We start from the raw sequence: 16209 nt of genomic DNA, 5'->3' as shown, positions 1-16209 counted from the left end.
TAATCATTCAATTGGTTCAGATCAGGAGATCATTCGATCACAGGTGAACGAGCCTCTCAGCCGCGTCCAGCGCCGCGCAGAACGATGGAATCCTCTACCTTGATACAACGATTCGTTACCGCTATCATGCCGTTCTCTGCAGCAATCTGGACCGCTTCATCACTATGGATGCCAAGCTGCAACCACAGCACATTTGCTTTGATGGCAGCGGCGTCACGAGCGACATCCGCGCAAAACTCTTCGCGACGAAACACATTGACAATGTCTACCGGCTCTGGGATATCCGCGAGTGTAGCATATACCGTCTCTCCCAGGATTTCACCTTGCACCTGTGGATTAACCGGGATGATGCGATAACCTCTGCTCTGCATGGCTTCTGCCACCATATAGGAAGTGCGATCTGATTTGTCTGATAAGCCGACGACTGCGATGTTGCCTGCCTTGCGCAAAAGTTGTCCAATTTCTTCACGAGTAGGGTTGTTAAATTCCATGTTCAAGCACCATCCTTTTCTGATTAAAGTGCGTGTTCAAAAAAAACAGGTTTTCAGTTATTTACTCTTTTACCCATTGAACCGAGGCGCCAAGCGCCTGCAAATGATCGAAATATTGCGGATAAGACTTGGCTACATGGTGTGCATCCCGAATACGAAGCGGTTCCTTGGAACGCAGACCAACGACAGTGAGCGCCATAATTACGCGATGATCATAGTGAGCGTTAATCTCAACGCCGCCTTCAACGCCTTCTGGACGTCCATGTACGATAATCTCAGTTTGACGCTCTTCAACGTTCGCTCCTGCCTTCCGCAGTTCGTTCAAATAATCGGTGATTCGGTCACATTCCTTGTAACGCAGGTTCTCTACATTATAGAACCGTGACGTGCCTTCCGCAAACACAGCTGCGGCTACCATAGCCAAAACGGCGTCCGTCGCGGCATCCCCGTCGAATTCGATCGCTTTCAGTCTGCCATTACCTTGAACATGTACAACATCGTTCTCATGAGTCAATGGCACTTCCATCAAGCGCAGCACGTCAACGATGGCACGTTCACCCTGTTTGCTCTGCTCCATCAGGCGCAGAATCTTCACATCAGACTGTGTAACCGCTGCTGCGGCAAGAACCGCTGCTGAGCCGGGATAATCCCCTTGAACTGTGTAGGTCGTTGGTTGGTAAGCCTGTCCACCTGGTACACGGAAGGACATATAATCATCACTTGCATGGATAACGATACCTGCCTGCTCCAGCACTTCCAGGGTCTGTCCGATAACGACCTTGGACTTCAGGTCATTCAGTACTTCAATGGTGCTGTCTTCTGCAAGCAACGGAGTTACAAACAACAACGCACTCAGATATTGGGAGCTGACGGAGCCGGATACACGAATGTGTCCACCCTTGGCATTGCCACCCTTGATTGTAATCGGCAGGCGGCCTTGTTCATGCTGTACATCTACACCCAATTGACCAAGCGCATCGATCAGGTCATCATGGGGGCGTTTGCCCAGTGAATCCGGGTACGTATTCACAAATGTAACGTCAGGGCAGAGCGCTGTAACGCCCATCAGGAAACGAAGTACAGCACCCGCATTCCCTACATTCAATTCACGCACATCACGGGGATGACTGCCAAAACCCTGGATCACAATCTTGCTGTCGTCTTCTTCAAGTACTGCCCCCAGATCACGAATACATCTGCGCATGGCGTCACTGTCTTCACTGTGTGCCGGGAAATGAATGGTACTTGTGCCTTCCGCCAGCGCAGCAGCCAGCAAATAGCGAGTAGTATAATTTTTGGAGGACAGAGCCCCGATTTCCCCGTTCAGAGTGGGGGTTGGTTTAACAATAACGTCCATGGATGAAATTCTCCTTCATTAATTATATTGTGGCCAAATTGACATTCCGTGCATCGCTTGGGTATCATTATAGCGTTAAGTCCATACAGAAAAGAGGACCTGAATATGACACAAATAGCTGAAATTGAAACGTCTGAGCTGCGCCGCCGTTTACAGGCGGGAGAGAAGCTGCAGATGATAGACGTCCGCGAGGACGATGAAGTCGCGCAAGGCATGATCGAAGGAGCCAAGCATATTCCGCTTGGGCAGATTCCGGATCGACTGTCTGAGATTGAGAAATCAGGCGAGATCGTGATCATCTGTCGTAGCGGTTACCGCAGTGAGCGTGCATGTGAATATCTGCAGCAACTGGGATATGAAGGCTGTACAAACATGGTCGGCGGTATGCTTCAGTGGCAACAGGAAGACTAGAGAAACCCAGAGCGAAGCGAAGTCATTTGTAACCTTGTGACTTCTGCTCTGCTCCACTCCTAGAAACGGGCCTATATGGCCCGTTTTGTTATATCTGCCACCACCTATCAACCATCAAACTTCGATGATAACAAGCTTAGACGCGGTAATGCGCTAAAATTAAACGAGTCACTTCAGCAGCGGATAACTCCGTTGTATCCACCGTATAATGTGCGAACCGATATGCGTCTTTCCGTTCTTCCATAATTGCCTGAATGCGTTCCTCTGCATTACCTGCGAGGAGTGGACGATTGTCACAGCCACTAACACGTTCTACAATCACTGCCGGATCAGCAGTCAAGGCAACAACCCAACCATTTTTCAACATCACGTCACAATTATCCGAACGCAGCACCACGCCACCTCCGGTCGCTATGACCTGTGACTTCTTCTCCAGCACCGAACACAACATGCGGCTCTCGGCGTCACGGAAATATGTCTCTCCCCTGCCAGTGAACAATTCTGGAATTGTACAGCCTTCCTCTTTTTCCACCGCGGCGTCTACATCAATCAATCGATAACCAAGCTCGCGTGCAAGCATGTCAGCGACGGTTGATTTGCCGGTTCCCATCATACCAATGAGAATAATATTGTTAGACTTGCTCAAGGTGTACACTCCTTTAATTCAAGCAATTCGTGAGCACTTTTGTCCTATCATAACACAGCCCTGCGGACTGGGAAAGACCATCTCCTCACTGACTTCCTTTCGACCATCCGCAAGTACTTCCAAGACAGATTAAGTAACTCCCGGCATCTAAGCCTACGTCAGATCACCCTCAAGCAGTTTTGAGTCTCCAAACATCTCAATCAGTAACCATCCCAGCAAACTAACGAACTCCAATGAGCTTATTTACCTAAAATAGGAGCAGTTAAACTTCTAACGAATCTCAGTAAACTTATTTCAAAAAATCACCGTCAAAACCTCGACATCTCGCTGCAAATTATCTGAATAGGGCCTTCTGAGTTCGTTAAAAAATAGAACCGGCTCATTTTTCCAAAATAGAGTGTCTCCTGTTCATTAGGTCTAGAACCAGCAACATATCTTCTCCATCAACACTATTACTGTATAACACAGTAAAAAAAGAGGTCCAGCGTAAACCGGCAATCACCGGAACGCCAAACCTCTTTTGAGCCCCTTAGCAGGCCAAAGCTCCTGATTAAGGGCTCTTTGGCCAAATCTAATAGACTTGTATATGTGGTACTACTCCATCCAGTTGTGGTGGAAGCTGCCTTCTTTGTCCACACGTTTGAACGTGTGAGCACCGAAGTAGTCACGTTGAGCTTGTAGCAAGTTTGCTGGCAGACGCTCTGTACGGTAGCTGTCGTAGTAAGAAAGAGCGCTGGAGAAGCCAGGTACCGGAACACCTTGTTTTACAGCAGCCGCTACAACTTCACGCCATGCGCCTTGATAAGACTCAACGATGTTTTGGAAGTAAGGATCCAAGAGCAGGTTTTTCAGCGCTGCGTCTTTATCATAAGCTTCTTTGATGTTTTGCAGGAACTGCGAACGGATGATACAGCCACCACGGAAGATCATGGCAATGTTGCCGTATTTCAGATCCCAGCCATACTCGTCGGAAGCTGCACGCATTTGTGCAAATCCTTGTGCGTAGGATACGATTTTACTTGCAAAGAGGGCTTTACGCACGCTCTCGATAAATGCTTTTTTGTCACCGGAGAACGCTTCAGTCGCTGGTCCATTCAGAATTTTGCTAGCTGCTACACGCTCGTCCTTCATCGCAGACAGGAAACGGGAGAATACGGATTCTGTAATCATGGACAATGGAACGCCGAGATCCAGCGCACTTTGGCTTGTCCATTTACCTGTTCCTTTTTGTCCAGCCGCGTCCAGAATAACGTCAACCATTGGTTTGCCGGTTTCCGGATCGTATTTGGAGAAGATATCTGCTGTGATTTCGATCAGGTAGCTATCCAGCTCTCCTTGATTCCATTCCGTAAAGATCGCATGCAGCTCTTCAACGGAAACGTTCAATACGGATTTGAGCAAGTGGTACGCTTCACCAATCAACTGCATATCTCCGTACTCGATACCGTTATGCACCATTTTCACATAGTGTCCGGCACCGTCTGGTCCAATATATGTACAACATGGATCGTCACCGACTTTGGCCGAGATTGCCGTCAGGATCGGTTCAACCAGTTTATAAGCACTTTCCTGTCCACCTGGCATGATGGAAGGGCCTTTCAGTGCGCCTTCTTCACCACCGGATACACCTGTACCGATGAAACGAATGCCTTTGTCTTCCAACTCTTTGCTGCGACGTTGCGTGTCAGGGAAGTATGCGTTCCCTCCATCAATGATGATGTCGCCCTCATCCAGGTGAGGAAGCAGTTGTTCAATGGTAGCGTCGGTCGCTTTGCCGGCTTGTACCATGATCAAAATTTTGCGCGGGGATTCCAGGGATGCTACGAACTCTTCAATGGAGAATGAGCCTGTCAGGTTTTTACCTTCAGCTTCTTTCAGAAGATCATTGGTTTTCTCCGGGGAACGGTTATATACCGATACTGAGAAACCTTTGCTTTCAATGTTAAGGGCCAAATTTTTGCCCATGACAGCCAGGCCAATTACGCCAATTTGTTGTTTTGTCATCTGGTCCTCCATCCTTTGCTCCAATTAATTTTATTGAAATAAATTCTCAACAATACTCCCATTTTAACGGTTTTATGTATAGAAGTGAACCCCGTGGCACAGCTACACAACGAGAAAACACCCCAATCTGCTGAGGTGTTCATCGTATTTTCATAAATACGGCCTTATCTTGTCATCCTTCCAACATTAACAGATGTCCGGACAACTGTTTTAAGACTTGACGGCAAGCATTTGCTTTTTCGATATTATCCATCTGCATGGCCGTGTAGAGGCGCTCCAGTTCATCGTCCACTTCCATACGCAACAACATAAGCCTTTCCTCGCCTTCACGCGAGAGGAACATTTCTTCCATCTCTTCCGCCGTCGGCGCAGGTTCCTTTTGAAAAATGACACGCTGTTTGAACCCAGACACTTCCACGAGCCGAATGACTTCACCGAATAAAATGTTCTCCACGGTCATCTGTTGATCCTTAAATCGCTTCACAACCGCATGCCCGCGTGTATCCCCAATCAGCTTCTCCAGCCACTCTGCAAGTTTTGCATCCTTAATGATATAATCTCCGGTCATCTTGTAGTTCCCCGTGCGTGTCTGTTGAAAGCGGAGCTTTACCAGCTTGCGGCCGGTCCGGACTGACAGGATAAAAAAGGATTCGTCCTCGCTCCAATATAGTGAATATCCCTCACGAATAAGGTCTCTGATCAAATTTTGGATATGCCGACGGTTGAACCGCAGCTCCAGATTGCAATATTCAACTTCATAACTCTTATTCACGGCACTCCCTCCATCTGTACCGGATCAACTCCGGCCCTCGTCTTCAATCGCTTCTACTCAATCGGCTTACCCTATTTTATACTTCATTTTATGTAAGGGTACTTGGTTATTTGACTATTTTTCACCGAAAGGACCGCCGGATTGCAGCTTTCCGCACACGCACAGGGGCAAGCCCCCGATTATCGTGATATATTGGACGCGAAAAAGGGAGCCCCACAACCAAGACGGTTGGTGGAACTCCCTTTTCTTTTGCTTATTTGGCCGGAGCGGTGCGAAATGGATTGCGGGATAACACAAAGTGCACAACGGCAAGTCCTGCCATGACGATGGCACTGCCAATGAATGGAGCCGGATGGCTAACGTGGTCCCACAGCAGTCCAGAAACAATAGGTCCTACAACCATGCCTGATCCCTGCAATGTAAGGAAGAATCCCCAGATCGCACCCCGCTCTCCTTTGGGAATCAGTGTGGCTACAAAAGCATTCCAGGCGGGCAAAATCATGGCATAACTGATGCCCACGAGCATGACAACACCAAACACCACCGGAATGGATGTTATAGAGGAGAATGCGAACAGACTCGCTGCCGCCATCAAAAAACCAACGTTCAGGAACGGTTTCGTGCCAAACCTGTCTACCATTTTACCAACAGGCAGCAAGGCAATGACCGTTATTCCACCACCTGCAATCAGCAACAAGCTGTAAAGGTTCGGCGAGATGTGCAGATCTGTGCGTGTATATAGCGTGATTACTGGACTGAGCAGCCCGATGACAAACGACTGCATAAACAGTGCAGGATACACCAGTGGATTAACATTAAGCGTGCTGCGTACCCGTTGCAGTGTGCCCTTCACACTCTTTTGCAGCCGGATGAACGGCGTGAGCAGATTCGGTTTGGCTGGATATTTCACATCACTATTCTTCGCTGCTTGCTCGGCATGCTCTCCTTCAACAATGACACGTCCAGGCAGAATCATGGCCACCAGAATAACGAGAATGGCACAACCCATCAGCACGAGGAATATAGTTCGATAATCATGATGCGTGCGCTCCAGCAGCCAGTTCATGCCTATAGGTCCAAGCCCCGTTCCGCCGAGAGCAGCCATCTCCAGCGCCCCCATTGCTGTACCATTCTTATTCTGTGGGCCTGACATCGCCGTCACGCCTGTCATGGCGCAAGGCCAGAGCGGTGACGTACCAATGCCAAGAATCAGACAGGCCATGGCCAGTCCAACGGCACTTTTGAGAAAAAGGATCATAATAACAGCGATTAAGGTACAGATTAATGCTGTAACCATCGTTGCGCGGAACCCGATCCGTTCTGCTGCCCAGCCGGAAGGCGCCCGGAACAGATTATCTCCCAGATATTGAAGAGCAAATGCCACACCAATGACGCCTGCAGACAGACCCAGTATATTGTCCATATACACGGGCAAAACAGCTACCAACAGGGCTCCTTTGATAATTTCAACTAGAAAAAGTGTCAGCCACATCGCGATAAAAAATGGTGATCGCAGAATTTTGGCTGGTTTTGTGTCGGTTTGCATTCTTTTTCCCCTTTCGGTGTTCATTTGCCTATTCCCTATCCTTAGTGTAACCGTGGGGAATGTGCCCAAATCTCGGCAATTTAAAAAATTGTCGATTTATACTGTTGCATTCGGTTCTTAATTTGCTATACTCATCTTTGTTTACCAATTTTATTAGGAAGGGTTGTGACAGCACTGATGAATCACCACCGTACGCCGCTGTTTACCGCTTTAAAAAATCATGCGGCACTCAATCCGGTACAGTTTCATATTCCGGGCCATAAAAAAGGATTGGGAGCGGATACCGAATTCCGTGAATTTATTGGCGATAATGCCTTCTCCATAGATTTGATTAACATCGCACCGTTGGATGACCTGCATCAGCCAACCGGTGTCATTCAGGAAGCACAGATTTTGGCAGCAGATGCCTTCGGAGCCGATTATACCTATTTTAGTGTACAAGGCACAAGCAGTGCCATTATGACCATGATTCTGTCTGTATGCTCACCGGGTGACAAAATTATTGTGCCCCGTAATGTGCATAAATCGGTTCTGTCCGCAATTATTTTCTCAGGCGCCAAACCCGTATTTGTATCTCCTTCACAAGATGCCAATCTGGGCATTGACCATGGAGTGACTACACAGTCTATCCGTCGCGCACTTGAGCGTCATCCAGATGCCAAGGCATTGCTTGTAATTAACCCGACCTATTACGGCGTGGTTACCGATCTTAAAGAGATTGTTGAGCTGGCACACAGCTACCAAGTTCCTGTACTTGTTGATGAAGCACATGGCGTACTCATTCATTTCCATGAGGATCTGCCGTTGTCTGCGATGGCAGCAGGTGCCGATATGGCTGCAACCAGTGTCCACAAGCTTGGTGGCTCCATGACACAGAGTTCCGTACTCAACCTGAACACGAAGAATGGTTTCGTGAATCCACAGCGTGTACAGACGATCCTGAGTCTGCTCACCTCAACATCAACTTCATACATTTTGCTTGCTTCACTCGATACATCAAGACGTAACCTGGCACTCCACGGTCGTGATATTGCACAGAAGGCGATTGAACTAGCTGAGTTTGCCAGACGTTCGATTAATGATATGGATGGCCTGTATTGCTTCGGTAGAGAGCTGCTGGGTACAGAAGCGACCTTCAACTATGATCCAACCAAAGTAACGATCCATGTTCGCCATCTGGGTATTACAGGGTATGAGACAGAGAACTGGCTACGTGAACATTACAACATCGAGGTTGAACTTAGTGATATGTACAATATTCTGTGTCTCATTACGCCAGGAGATACGGATAATAGTGTGGATATCTTGCTGAACGCTTTGCAGGATCTCTCCCGTACCTATTATCAAGTGAACCCGGCCCATGAACTGGTGGTAAAAGTTCCGGATATTCCACAGTTGATGCTGACTCCACGTGATGCATTCTACGGTGATACCGAAGTGATTCCGTTTAAGGAATCCGCAGGACGTATTATCTCGGAATTCATCTATGTCTATCCGCCAGGAATTCCGATCCTGTTGCCGGGTGAGGTTATCACCCAGGAAAATATCGACTACATCATCGATCATGTCGAAGTTGGATTACCCGTCAAAGGACCCGAAGATCGCAGCGTAACCAACGTTAAAGTGATCGTGGAAGCCGATGCCATTTTCTAAAACAACCCCCTTGCGCTGTGCAGGGGATAAACTTAAAGGACCAAGCCCTAGCTTGGTCCTTTTTTATTTTATGGGACAAGCGAGTTTGCATTTTCCCGTCTATTTCGTCGTTCAAACCGGTGGTGTAAATGCTCGTATACCTCTTAAAAAACAAACAAAAGGCCCCCTGAGATCAAGGAGCCTTCATGTTATGTTCCAAAAGAATGACTATTCTTGTGATGCAACGAGTTCGTTGTAAGCCGCTTCAACGCGGTTCCACTCTTCTTCGTCTTCAATATTGTAGAGCACCATTTCCTCGTCTTCTTCTTCCATACGCAGGATGATGCCGTCAGCTTCAGGATTGTTACGTTCCAGCAGGAGCGCATAAACATGCTTCTCCACGTCAAACGTCTCCACCAAAACCATCTCCACGTCTTGGCCGTTCTCGTCTGTTAATGTGAGAAGGACTTCTTCATGCTCGTGGTCGTGGTCGTGGTCTTGCCCGCATCCGCAGCCATCGCCGTGTTCATGTGTGTGATCGCTCATTGAAATACCTCGCTTTATAAATAGAAATTGTGTAACCTTGCATATCGTAACATGTTCAATGACCCAGGTCAATTTAACTCACAGGGTAATTTTCGCTTCAATCGTTCAGCGCTGTAATGATTTTCTCCGCTACCAGGACGTAGCTGCTGTTTGCATTTTCTTTAATATGAAAGCCGACCTGATACTTGCCGGCACGACTGAAATCGTACGTAAAATCATATGTGCGGAACCAGAAGTTATCCTTCTGGGTCGTAAGCTCCTGGGACTGGATATCCTTCACCTGACCGCTCGGGTTAGTGATTGTTACTTTCACGGCAGCTACATCTGCTGTTAGACTATCCACTTGTGAAAATACATTAAATTTCAGCTTACCTACGTTAACGTTGCCAAATACAGTGTCTCCCTTGAAGAGAAAAATATGTACATTCGGTTTGATCACCGTTACTCTCTTGTTACTGCTGTCCCATTTGACGACGCCTCCGGCTTCCCTGACAGGTACATAGGTCGTTCCATCAATGAGATAACCTCCATCAGCTGCTTCCTTGCCGTTAATGAGAACACGAATCTTCTCGTTCACCGAATCAGCAAACAATAAAGACCCGCCGAGCAAGGAGAATACCGTGACACAAAGCAATATTCGTTTCCATTTCATCCCGTCAATATTCCCTCCCCTGCTGCTAGCTGTTGTACATTTATACTGCAGATTCATCCACAAAGTTGCGCTGTTTTTCATCATTTTTCATTTTTTATCCAGAATTTTTTCCACCCCTTGGAATGCACAAAAAGAGGCGATCCTCATTAAAGGATGGCCCTGATCTATAATTGTTATATATACGGGATTATACGAAGAGTTTATGAAGAAGTATGGCGGGTCAATATACAGGGAACGCCCTTGCCTAAAGCCCCTTCAATTCTCATACGTGCAGCGTAATCCATGCCTCGTGTACATGGTGTCTTACATCTCTCGCATACATCCGATGTGACCAACTTCATGGATACACGTATTTTATCACTCTTTAATGCGGGAGCTTTCTTACCCTTTGCTTTTGCCATCCCGGATTCCCCATTTCCCCAAGTGCTTACTGATGTAATGCATCATATGGGGATTCGCCCGGTTGTGTGTCTATTTAAAAAACGTATTTAAATAATAAAAATATGACAAGAAGGATACCTCCGAGAATGAGCCAGTTGCTGATTTCATACCAAATGCTCTTGCCTCCGGACAGGTATTTCTGTTCATTCTCCTGATGACGCTGACGGTGGGTATCGGTCTCAGAGCCATGGGGTGGTTTGCTAAAATCCATCATAAGTACATTCCCCTTTCAGCAGTTTTGTGTAAACTTACTACCATTATAACCCACAATTGAGTGCGAAATTGATTTTTATGCATAAAACACCAAAAAACCTCCGATTTCTCGGAGGCTTCTTATCAACAAATAGTATCAGTGATTACGCCAGTTCCACGTTAACATTCACGTTCCCTTTGATTCCTTTGGAATATGGACAGTAGTCATGGGCAAGTTTCACAAACTTCTGTGCTGTTTCTTCATCTAGACCAAGGATTTTAACTTCCAAATCTACTTGAAGCTTCACGCCGTTATCCTCAGAGTCCGTCACCAACATTACGGTTGCAGCTACCGTACTTCTTTCAATCTCAACTTTGTGTTTCTTCAATTGAAACTCCAGTGCGGAGTTAAAACAAGCACTATACCCTGCTGCAAACAACTGCTCTGGATTGGTAGCTGTCGTCACTTGTCCTCCGAGTTCAGGTGGTGCAGCAACATCCAACATAAACACGTTATCGGGAGATTGTACGATGCCTTGACGTCCGCCTGTATTGATGACTGTTGTTTCATATAATGTTTTCATTTGTGAAAACTCCTTTAGTTAATTAGATTTATTTTGACTGAATTTTGATCTCTCTTGTATCGCCAACAATTACATTGTACACAATTAAATTGTGTATGTAAATAGTTAACATAAAAAAATATAGTTTAAAACACGTTTGGAGAATAGTTCATCTCTAACCCCGGACAGCCCAAACATAGAGTCAGAGCACTTTCTGAGTTGTTCGCTTGTATCCAATAAACTTGGCCTGACTTCATTCTCTAAATAAAAATGGTACCCAAACACTGCACTTCATTTTCAAAGTGTCCGTGTTTAGGTACCAAATTACTGAAAGTATATCTTTTACCGATCCATACAGATAATCTATTTTTTCTCTTTGTCATTCCTCTTCAATTCATACACCTTGTTCATCTTCCGACGTCTCCCCAGTTTGATTAATTACTCCAGATATCCACTTTCATCTGTGCACATTTGAAATACTTGGCCTCTGCCTTACTTGTAGTTAGTTTCAAAAGACATTGCAGTTCTCCATGTTGGAACAACCCACCGCTAAGGTCAGCAGCAACACCGCCATACTGATCATCCGCACCAAGCCATACGGACGGTCTCTCGAGTCCAGCTGAAAACTGTAATCCGGTACATAGCAGCACAGTGAGGTTCTTACGGTTCTGTGCTTCATCTCCTGCTACGCCATGTGTGGTGAAGAACACCATGTTTTGATTAAAATCCGTGTACGTTCCATCTGCTTTATAGGCACGGACCATACCATACTTCTGATTTACGTTTTGAAAAAATGTGATTCCGGCCTTGCTATCCTTCGATTTAATCCCAACCTGAACTGAAATTCCAATGTTCCCGTTTAATTGTAGCGCTTCCAAAGTTATTGCAATTGCTGTTACTTTCGAGCTGTCAATCAGATGTTTCATTTTCAACTCTGCCGTGGCTCCTGCCGTTGTCGGTGTTGTAACGGTTATGGTCCCTCTGTCGGGCAAAGGCTCAAACGTAGGGTTGCCCACCACCTCCACCCAATCCGGTAACGTTCCGTAAAGAAAATCGGCCACAAGCTGTTTGTGAACCTTTCCAAAGGGCACGATCTGACCCGCTGCATCACGTATAACCATCTCTACACCCCCACCGAATAGGCTACACCGATATTATGATCGGTATTGTAATACACGTACACTACACCGTCCATAACGGACACCATCAAGGATTGCATGTTGGTCGTTTCCCAAGTCAATGCTGGAAAATATATATCTGTAGGTTTGTCCAGCAGTTGACGAAAGTCTGCGCTGATCTTGGCAATGGCAGGCCGAGCTACAGTCGTAACCCCACCGGAAGCATAAGCCGATAACATGCCCAGCCACCACATGCTCCCTTTGTACATAAATACACCAGCATTGGATCTCGAAATGTTTTCTCCTGCACTTAAAGTGGCATCATTCCCACCCATTAATGGTCTTGGATCAGCTAACCAGTTACGTCCGTCATGTGAATGCCAGATACATTTACGGCCAAAGTCACCACCGCCCATCACCGAGAAACCGATCCATTTGCCGCCATTTCTGAAACACGAGAAGTAACCGGTATGACCATCACCTGGGAACCCGGGAGGTTTGTCCAAAATCAAACCCACTCTTGTCCAGTTAATCATGTCTACAGAGGTCGCAAGTGCCGTCGATTGATTGATCCCCAGTCCGTTTTGTTGATAATACATAAAGAACAATTGTTCTTCATCGTTCCAGATCACAAATGGAGTTTCCGTCGAATTCCCAACCACAGTATCGAGATACACCTGTCCGTGTTTGGTCCATGGTCCTGTCGGGCTGTTCGAGTAGGCTAGTCCAATTCCTCCGATGTGATTATGGTTGGTAGAATACGTAGCATAATAATCTGCTTTTGCATCAGGGATAAGCCCCTTTACCTTGATCGCCCGAAACCAATAGATCGATTGAAGACCCGCCATTGCAGCGGTATACATAGGATTGTCCATTTTTTTATCAAATTGAGGCGTGTACATCCGTCTGGTTTCTGCATCGCAATAATCATAAGGTGAAGTGAAACTGTTGGCTGTGACATTAGCAGTCTGTTCTGCCTGGATATTTTTTTCGACCATTGACATGTTACACAACCTCCTTAACGTTCAGGGTGACAATGTCCAATGGAGAGAAGTATACTAAATCCGTCGCGCCCTTTAGTAGATTTGAGAGATCAACAACATTACCCATATTCGCAGCCGGCCCCTGAATAACACGAATGATAGAGCGAATGCCTGTATTATATGAATACGCTTTCATTTTGTTAATTCCTTTGCTTTCCTTACCGTTGTGATCAGTGACTGTCTCTTTCCATGGCATGCCCGGATAATGTTGATCCTTCATATTAATCCCTCCTATTGTTTTCTCACGATAAGTATATTCATGAAGTTACCTTTCTGTTAAAGCATCATACCCATTTTAAGGCCTAATATTCCAAGACTGGTTTGCAAAACAACATAAAATTTTATCCCCTTTTAGACTTTTTGAAGGTTATATCTTTTCTATGGAGGGGAGTGAGTTGTGCAACCATCGGTTTGCTTTTGTTAAAATGACTAAACAGGCTAACCAATAACAATTGGCTAACCTGTTTAGAGGAAGAAACTGCAAAACCAATTACTTATTACTTATTACTTATTACTCCGCAAAAAGTGAAGATATGGGATTCACAACTTTTTTATTGGATTTCTCCTTGCCTTGGTTATCCAATACATAGTACTGGTAAAAGTCGTTAGTGAATCCGATAGACTCCTGTATTTTCAGCTTAAAAGCTTCAAATGCCTCATCACTCAGATGATCCTCATTCCAGAAATAATGAAGCATCAATCGATTCTGGTTATAGGGATGTTTGATAACATATGCACCAGCCGTGAGAGGTTGATTCATGGTATTTTTCCAAGGAAAACCCGTCTGTTTCGTTCGATCAATAATGTTGAATTTTAAAGCCTGCACCAATCCGTTTGACTTGGCATTGCCAATAACAATAAGGTTGCTGTTGCCGATCTCTTTTTTCATCTTTTGCTTCAGTTCCTTGCGATCCCTTATAATGTCGTATTTCATACCAGTCATATCAAGGAATCCGGTCAACTGATTAACCATATCTTCCTGCTGTTTAGTTGCAAGCTTACTCACCTGATCGCTGAGCACAATGGTTAATTCCTCGCCTTGAAGGGCTTTGTCCATCAATCGATTCATCACTTCATAAGGCAGATTAGGAACCATACCCATGACAGCCTGATATTGCACTTGTAAGACATCATGCACATAGGCGGCGGTCTCTTCCTGTGATAATTGGTATTCCGGCTTTAAGACAAAATCAGGCTGATATAGGGCCATCTGCATTTCTGAACGTATTTCTTTACCAAGCACATCTTCAATGGTTTGAAGCAGCCCCTCTACCGTTGCATTTTGGTACACGTAGCGTTTGAAATATGTCCTCATCAACTCGTCAAATTTCTCTTCACCGACGGAACGGTAAAGCTGATAGATCGCTTGTCGCCCCTTCTGATAATATACCAAACTTGCCAAATCCCCAGCTTCATCGTTTGTTGACGCAATCGCCATATCTACGGGCGCAGTATCAAACTGTATGGATCTGAATCCATTTAGCTTGTCTCCCTGTTTCTCGGCAAAATACACCATGGAGAAATCAGCAAAGCCTTCATCCAGGAAGGATTCTGTCTCCGAGTTATTACCGATCAATGCATGGAACCACTGATGCGCTATTTCATGAACAAATGTTGTGTCTTCTTCTGGAACCGCACCATCTTGAATCTGTCCCATCTGGATGAGCCTCGCATACTCCACGGCAACGCCTTGTACATACGTCTCGACAATTCGGAACTCTGGATAGGGATACTTCCCATACTTGTCACTATAGAAATCGATGACCTTGAATGCCTGATTAATGTACCGGTCAATTATCTTTTTCTTGGATGGGTCATCGTTGAAATAATAATACTCCACCGTCAGACCGTTACGGGTAACGCGTTCCACTTGAAGATTAGGACTTGCAAAGAAAACAAACTCCCTCGTATTCTCGGCTACAGCAGACACAATCTTACGACCATGTTCTGTACTGTTTTGAGTGGTGATCGTGCCCGGCATGGCTACTTGATACTTATCAGGAACATTTAATTGAACTTCAAAGTCCGATGAGGTGTAATAATCGCTCTCAAATGTTCGACTATACGGTGCCTTGTTCCATTGATGCTTTACCTCGTCGTATACAGACATCACCGGGAACCAGTGTGCACCATTGATCATGTCCTTGTAGTAGGAAACTCGCTGTGAGCCATAGGGTATATTCAACTGAAACTCCAGTTGGAATGATACCGATTCACCTGGTTGTACGGGCTTCTTCAACTGCACGGTCAACGCTTGGTTTTCCTTATGGAAGTCCAGCGATTGGCTATCTGCGCTTACAGCCTGAATATCGATGCCACCCAGAAAGTCCTCCGCTGTCTTCTCCGGGTGATCTTCACTAATCTTCTCATTATGCTGTTGGTACATGCTCGCCTGTGTAGACTTGGAGAGGTTTGCATCAGCATATGTATGAAGAACCAGCTGCTGGAGTGCATCCTTGCTTGTGTTGCGGTACGTTACCTTCTCGCTCCCCTGGATCGTCATGTCCTTCTCATTTAATCGAGCCTGGATCTGGTATTGAATCGGGGTCTGCTCTAGAGAGTCTTTCTGTGTATTATATATCTTCGAAGATACAGGTGCTGGGTCTGCTTCCGCGGCAACAACCCCCATGTTGGCAAGTGGGCTTGCTGCCAGTATTAAAGCCAGTGTACCCGCGATCCCTACTCTGGCTAACTTTGATGTAAATGGACTTGAATAATTCATAAGTTCTCTCCTTCTCCTGTTCTATGTTGACCTCATGACCAAGTATAGAAGACGAACCTTACGATGAATTTAT

General features: G+C 45.9%; 16 protein-coding genes. 2 read left to right on the top strand and 14 right to left on the bottom strand.

Going from position 1 to position 16209, the window contains the following annotated elements:
* Window positions 1–56: 56 nt before the first annotated feature.
* Window positions 57–491, bottom strand: a complete 435-nt coding sequence (locus tag MKY28_RS05530; protein ID WP_340017939.1) for a CoA-binding protein — start codon at window positions 489–491, stop codon at window positions 57–59.
* A gap of 61 nt (window positions 492–552) precedes the next feature.
* Window positions 553–1848, bottom strand: a complete 1296-nt coding sequence (aroA, locus tag MKY28_RS05525; protein ID WP_340935270.1) for a 3-phosphoshikimate 1-carboxyvinyltransferase — start codon at window positions 1846–1848, stop codon at window positions 553–555.
* A gap of 105 nt (window positions 1849–1953) precedes the next feature.
* Between aroA and MKY28_RS05520 the strand changes: the two genes are divergently transcribed.
* Entirely contained in the window at window positions 1954–2259 is a 306-nt protein-coding gene (locus MKY28_RS05520) for a rhodanese-like domain-containing protein (protein WP_017687407.1), read from the top strand.
* Window positions 2260–2395: 136 nt separating this feature from the next.
* On the opposite strand, the gene MKY28_RS05515 is transcribed toward MKY28_RS05520, so the two are convergent.
* From MKY28_RS05515 to MKY28_RS05500, 4 genes are all read right to left on the bottom strand, one after another.
* Window positions 2396–2905 carry a shikimate kinase gene (locus tag MKY28_RS05515; protein WP_340935269.1) on the bottom strand — a complete coding sequence of 170 codons (510 nt, stop codon included), beginning with the start codon at window positions 2903–2905 and terminating at the stop codon, window positions 2396–2398.
* A 594-nt stretch (window positions 2906–3499) separates the two neighbouring features.
* Entirely contained in the window at window positions 3500–4909 is a 1410-nt protein-coding gene (gene gndA / locus MKY28_RS05510; protein ID WP_091014235.1) for an NADP-dependent phosphogluconate dehydrogenase, read from the bottom strand.
* A gap of 172 nt (window positions 4910–5081) precedes the next feature.
* Window positions 5082–5681 carry a hypothetical protein gene (locus MKY28_RS05505; protein WP_036614719.1) on the bottom strand — a complete coding sequence of 200 codons (600 nt, stop codon included), beginning with the start codon at window positions 5679–5681 and terminating at the stop codon, window positions 5082–5084.
* A 253-nt stretch (window positions 5682–5934) separates the two neighbouring features.
* Window positions 5935–7227 (bottom strand): MFS transporter, encoded by a 1293-nt coding sequence (locus tag MKY28_RS05500; RefSeq protein ID WP_076328051.1) that lies wholly within the window; start codon window positions 7225–7227, stop codon window positions 5935–5937.
* A gap of 177 nt (window positions 7228–7404) precedes the next feature.
* Between MKY28_RS05500 and MKY28_RS05495 the strand changes: the two genes are divergently transcribed.
* The gene (locus tag MKY28_RS05495; protein WP_340935264.1) at window positions 7405–8880 is read left to right on the top strand and encodes an aminotransferase class I/II-fold pyridoxal phosphate-dependent enzyme; all 1476 of its coding nucleotides are present in this window, start codon (window positions 7405–7407) and stop codon (window positions 8878–8880) included.
* A gap of 207 nt (window positions 8881–9087) precedes the next feature.
* Here MKY28_RS05495 and MKY28_RS05490 read toward each other — a convergent pair whose 3' ends face one another.
* The 8 genes from MKY28_RS05490 to MKY28_RS05455 all read right to left on the bottom strand — a co-directional run bounded on the left by MKY28_RS05490 (window position 9088) and on the right by MKY28_RS05455 (window position 16136).
* Window positions 9088–9405: a DUF1292 domain-containing protein gene (locus MKY28_RS05490; RefSeq protein WP_036614722.1), complete on the bottom strand. Its 318-nt coding sequence runs from the start codon at window positions 9403–9405 to the stop codon at window positions 9088–9090.
* 97 nt (window positions 9406–9502) lie between these two features.
* Entirely contained in the window at window positions 9503–10057 is a 555-nt protein-coding gene (locus tag MKY28_RS05485; RefSeq protein ID WP_036614723.1) for a copper amine oxidase, read from the bottom strand.
* 475 nt (window positions 10058–10532) lie between these two features.
* Window positions 10533–10712 carry a hypothetical protein gene (locus MKY28_RS05480; RefSeq protein WP_017687398.1) on the bottom strand — a complete coding sequence of 60 codons (180 nt, stop codon included), beginning with the start codon at window positions 10710–10712 and terminating at the stop codon, window positions 10533–10535.
* Between the two features lie 142 nt (window positions 10713–10854).
* The gene (locus MKY28_RS05475) at window positions 10855–11274 is read right to left on the bottom strand and encodes an organic hydroperoxide resistance protein (protein ID WP_017687397.1); all 420 of its coding nucleotides are present in this window, start codon (window positions 11272–11274) and stop codon (window positions 10855–10857) included.
* Between the two features lie 413 nt (window positions 11275–11687).
* A complete protein-coding gene (locus tag MKY28_RS05470; RefSeq protein ID WP_307534421.1) occupies window positions 11688–12374 on the bottom strand; it encodes a hypothetical protein in 687 nt (228 codons plus the stop codon).
* A 2-nt stretch (window positions 12375–12376) separates the two neighbouring features.
* Entirely contained in the window at window positions 12377–13375 is a 999-nt protein-coding gene (locus tag MKY28_RS05465) for a hypothetical protein (RefSeq protein WP_340935261.1), read from the bottom strand.
* A gap of 1 nt (window position 13376) precedes the next feature.
* Window positions 13377–13634 carry a hypothetical protein gene (locus MKY28_RS05460; protein ID WP_340905936.1) on the bottom strand — a complete coding sequence of 86 codons (258 nt, stop codon included), beginning with the start codon at window positions 13632–13634 and terminating at the stop codon, window positions 13377–13379.
* A gap of 291 nt (window positions 13635–13925) precedes the next feature.
* On the bottom strand, window positions 13926–16136 hold the full coding sequence (locus MKY28_RS05455; RefSeq protein WP_340935260.1) for a M1 family metallopeptidase: 2211 nt from the start codon (window positions 16134–16136) through the stop codon (window positions 13926–13928).
* Window positions 16137–16209: the final 73 nt, after the last annotated feature.

The sequence above is a fragment of the Paenibacillus sp. FSL R5-0473 genome (genome assembly GCF_038004565.1).
Lineage (GTDB): Bacteria > Bacillota > Bacilli > Paenibacillales > Paenibacillaceae > Paenibacillus > Paenibacillus amylolyticus.
The sequence above is the reverse complement of the archived record's forward strand: the minus strand, read 5'-3'. Positions and strand labels throughout refer to the sequence as shown.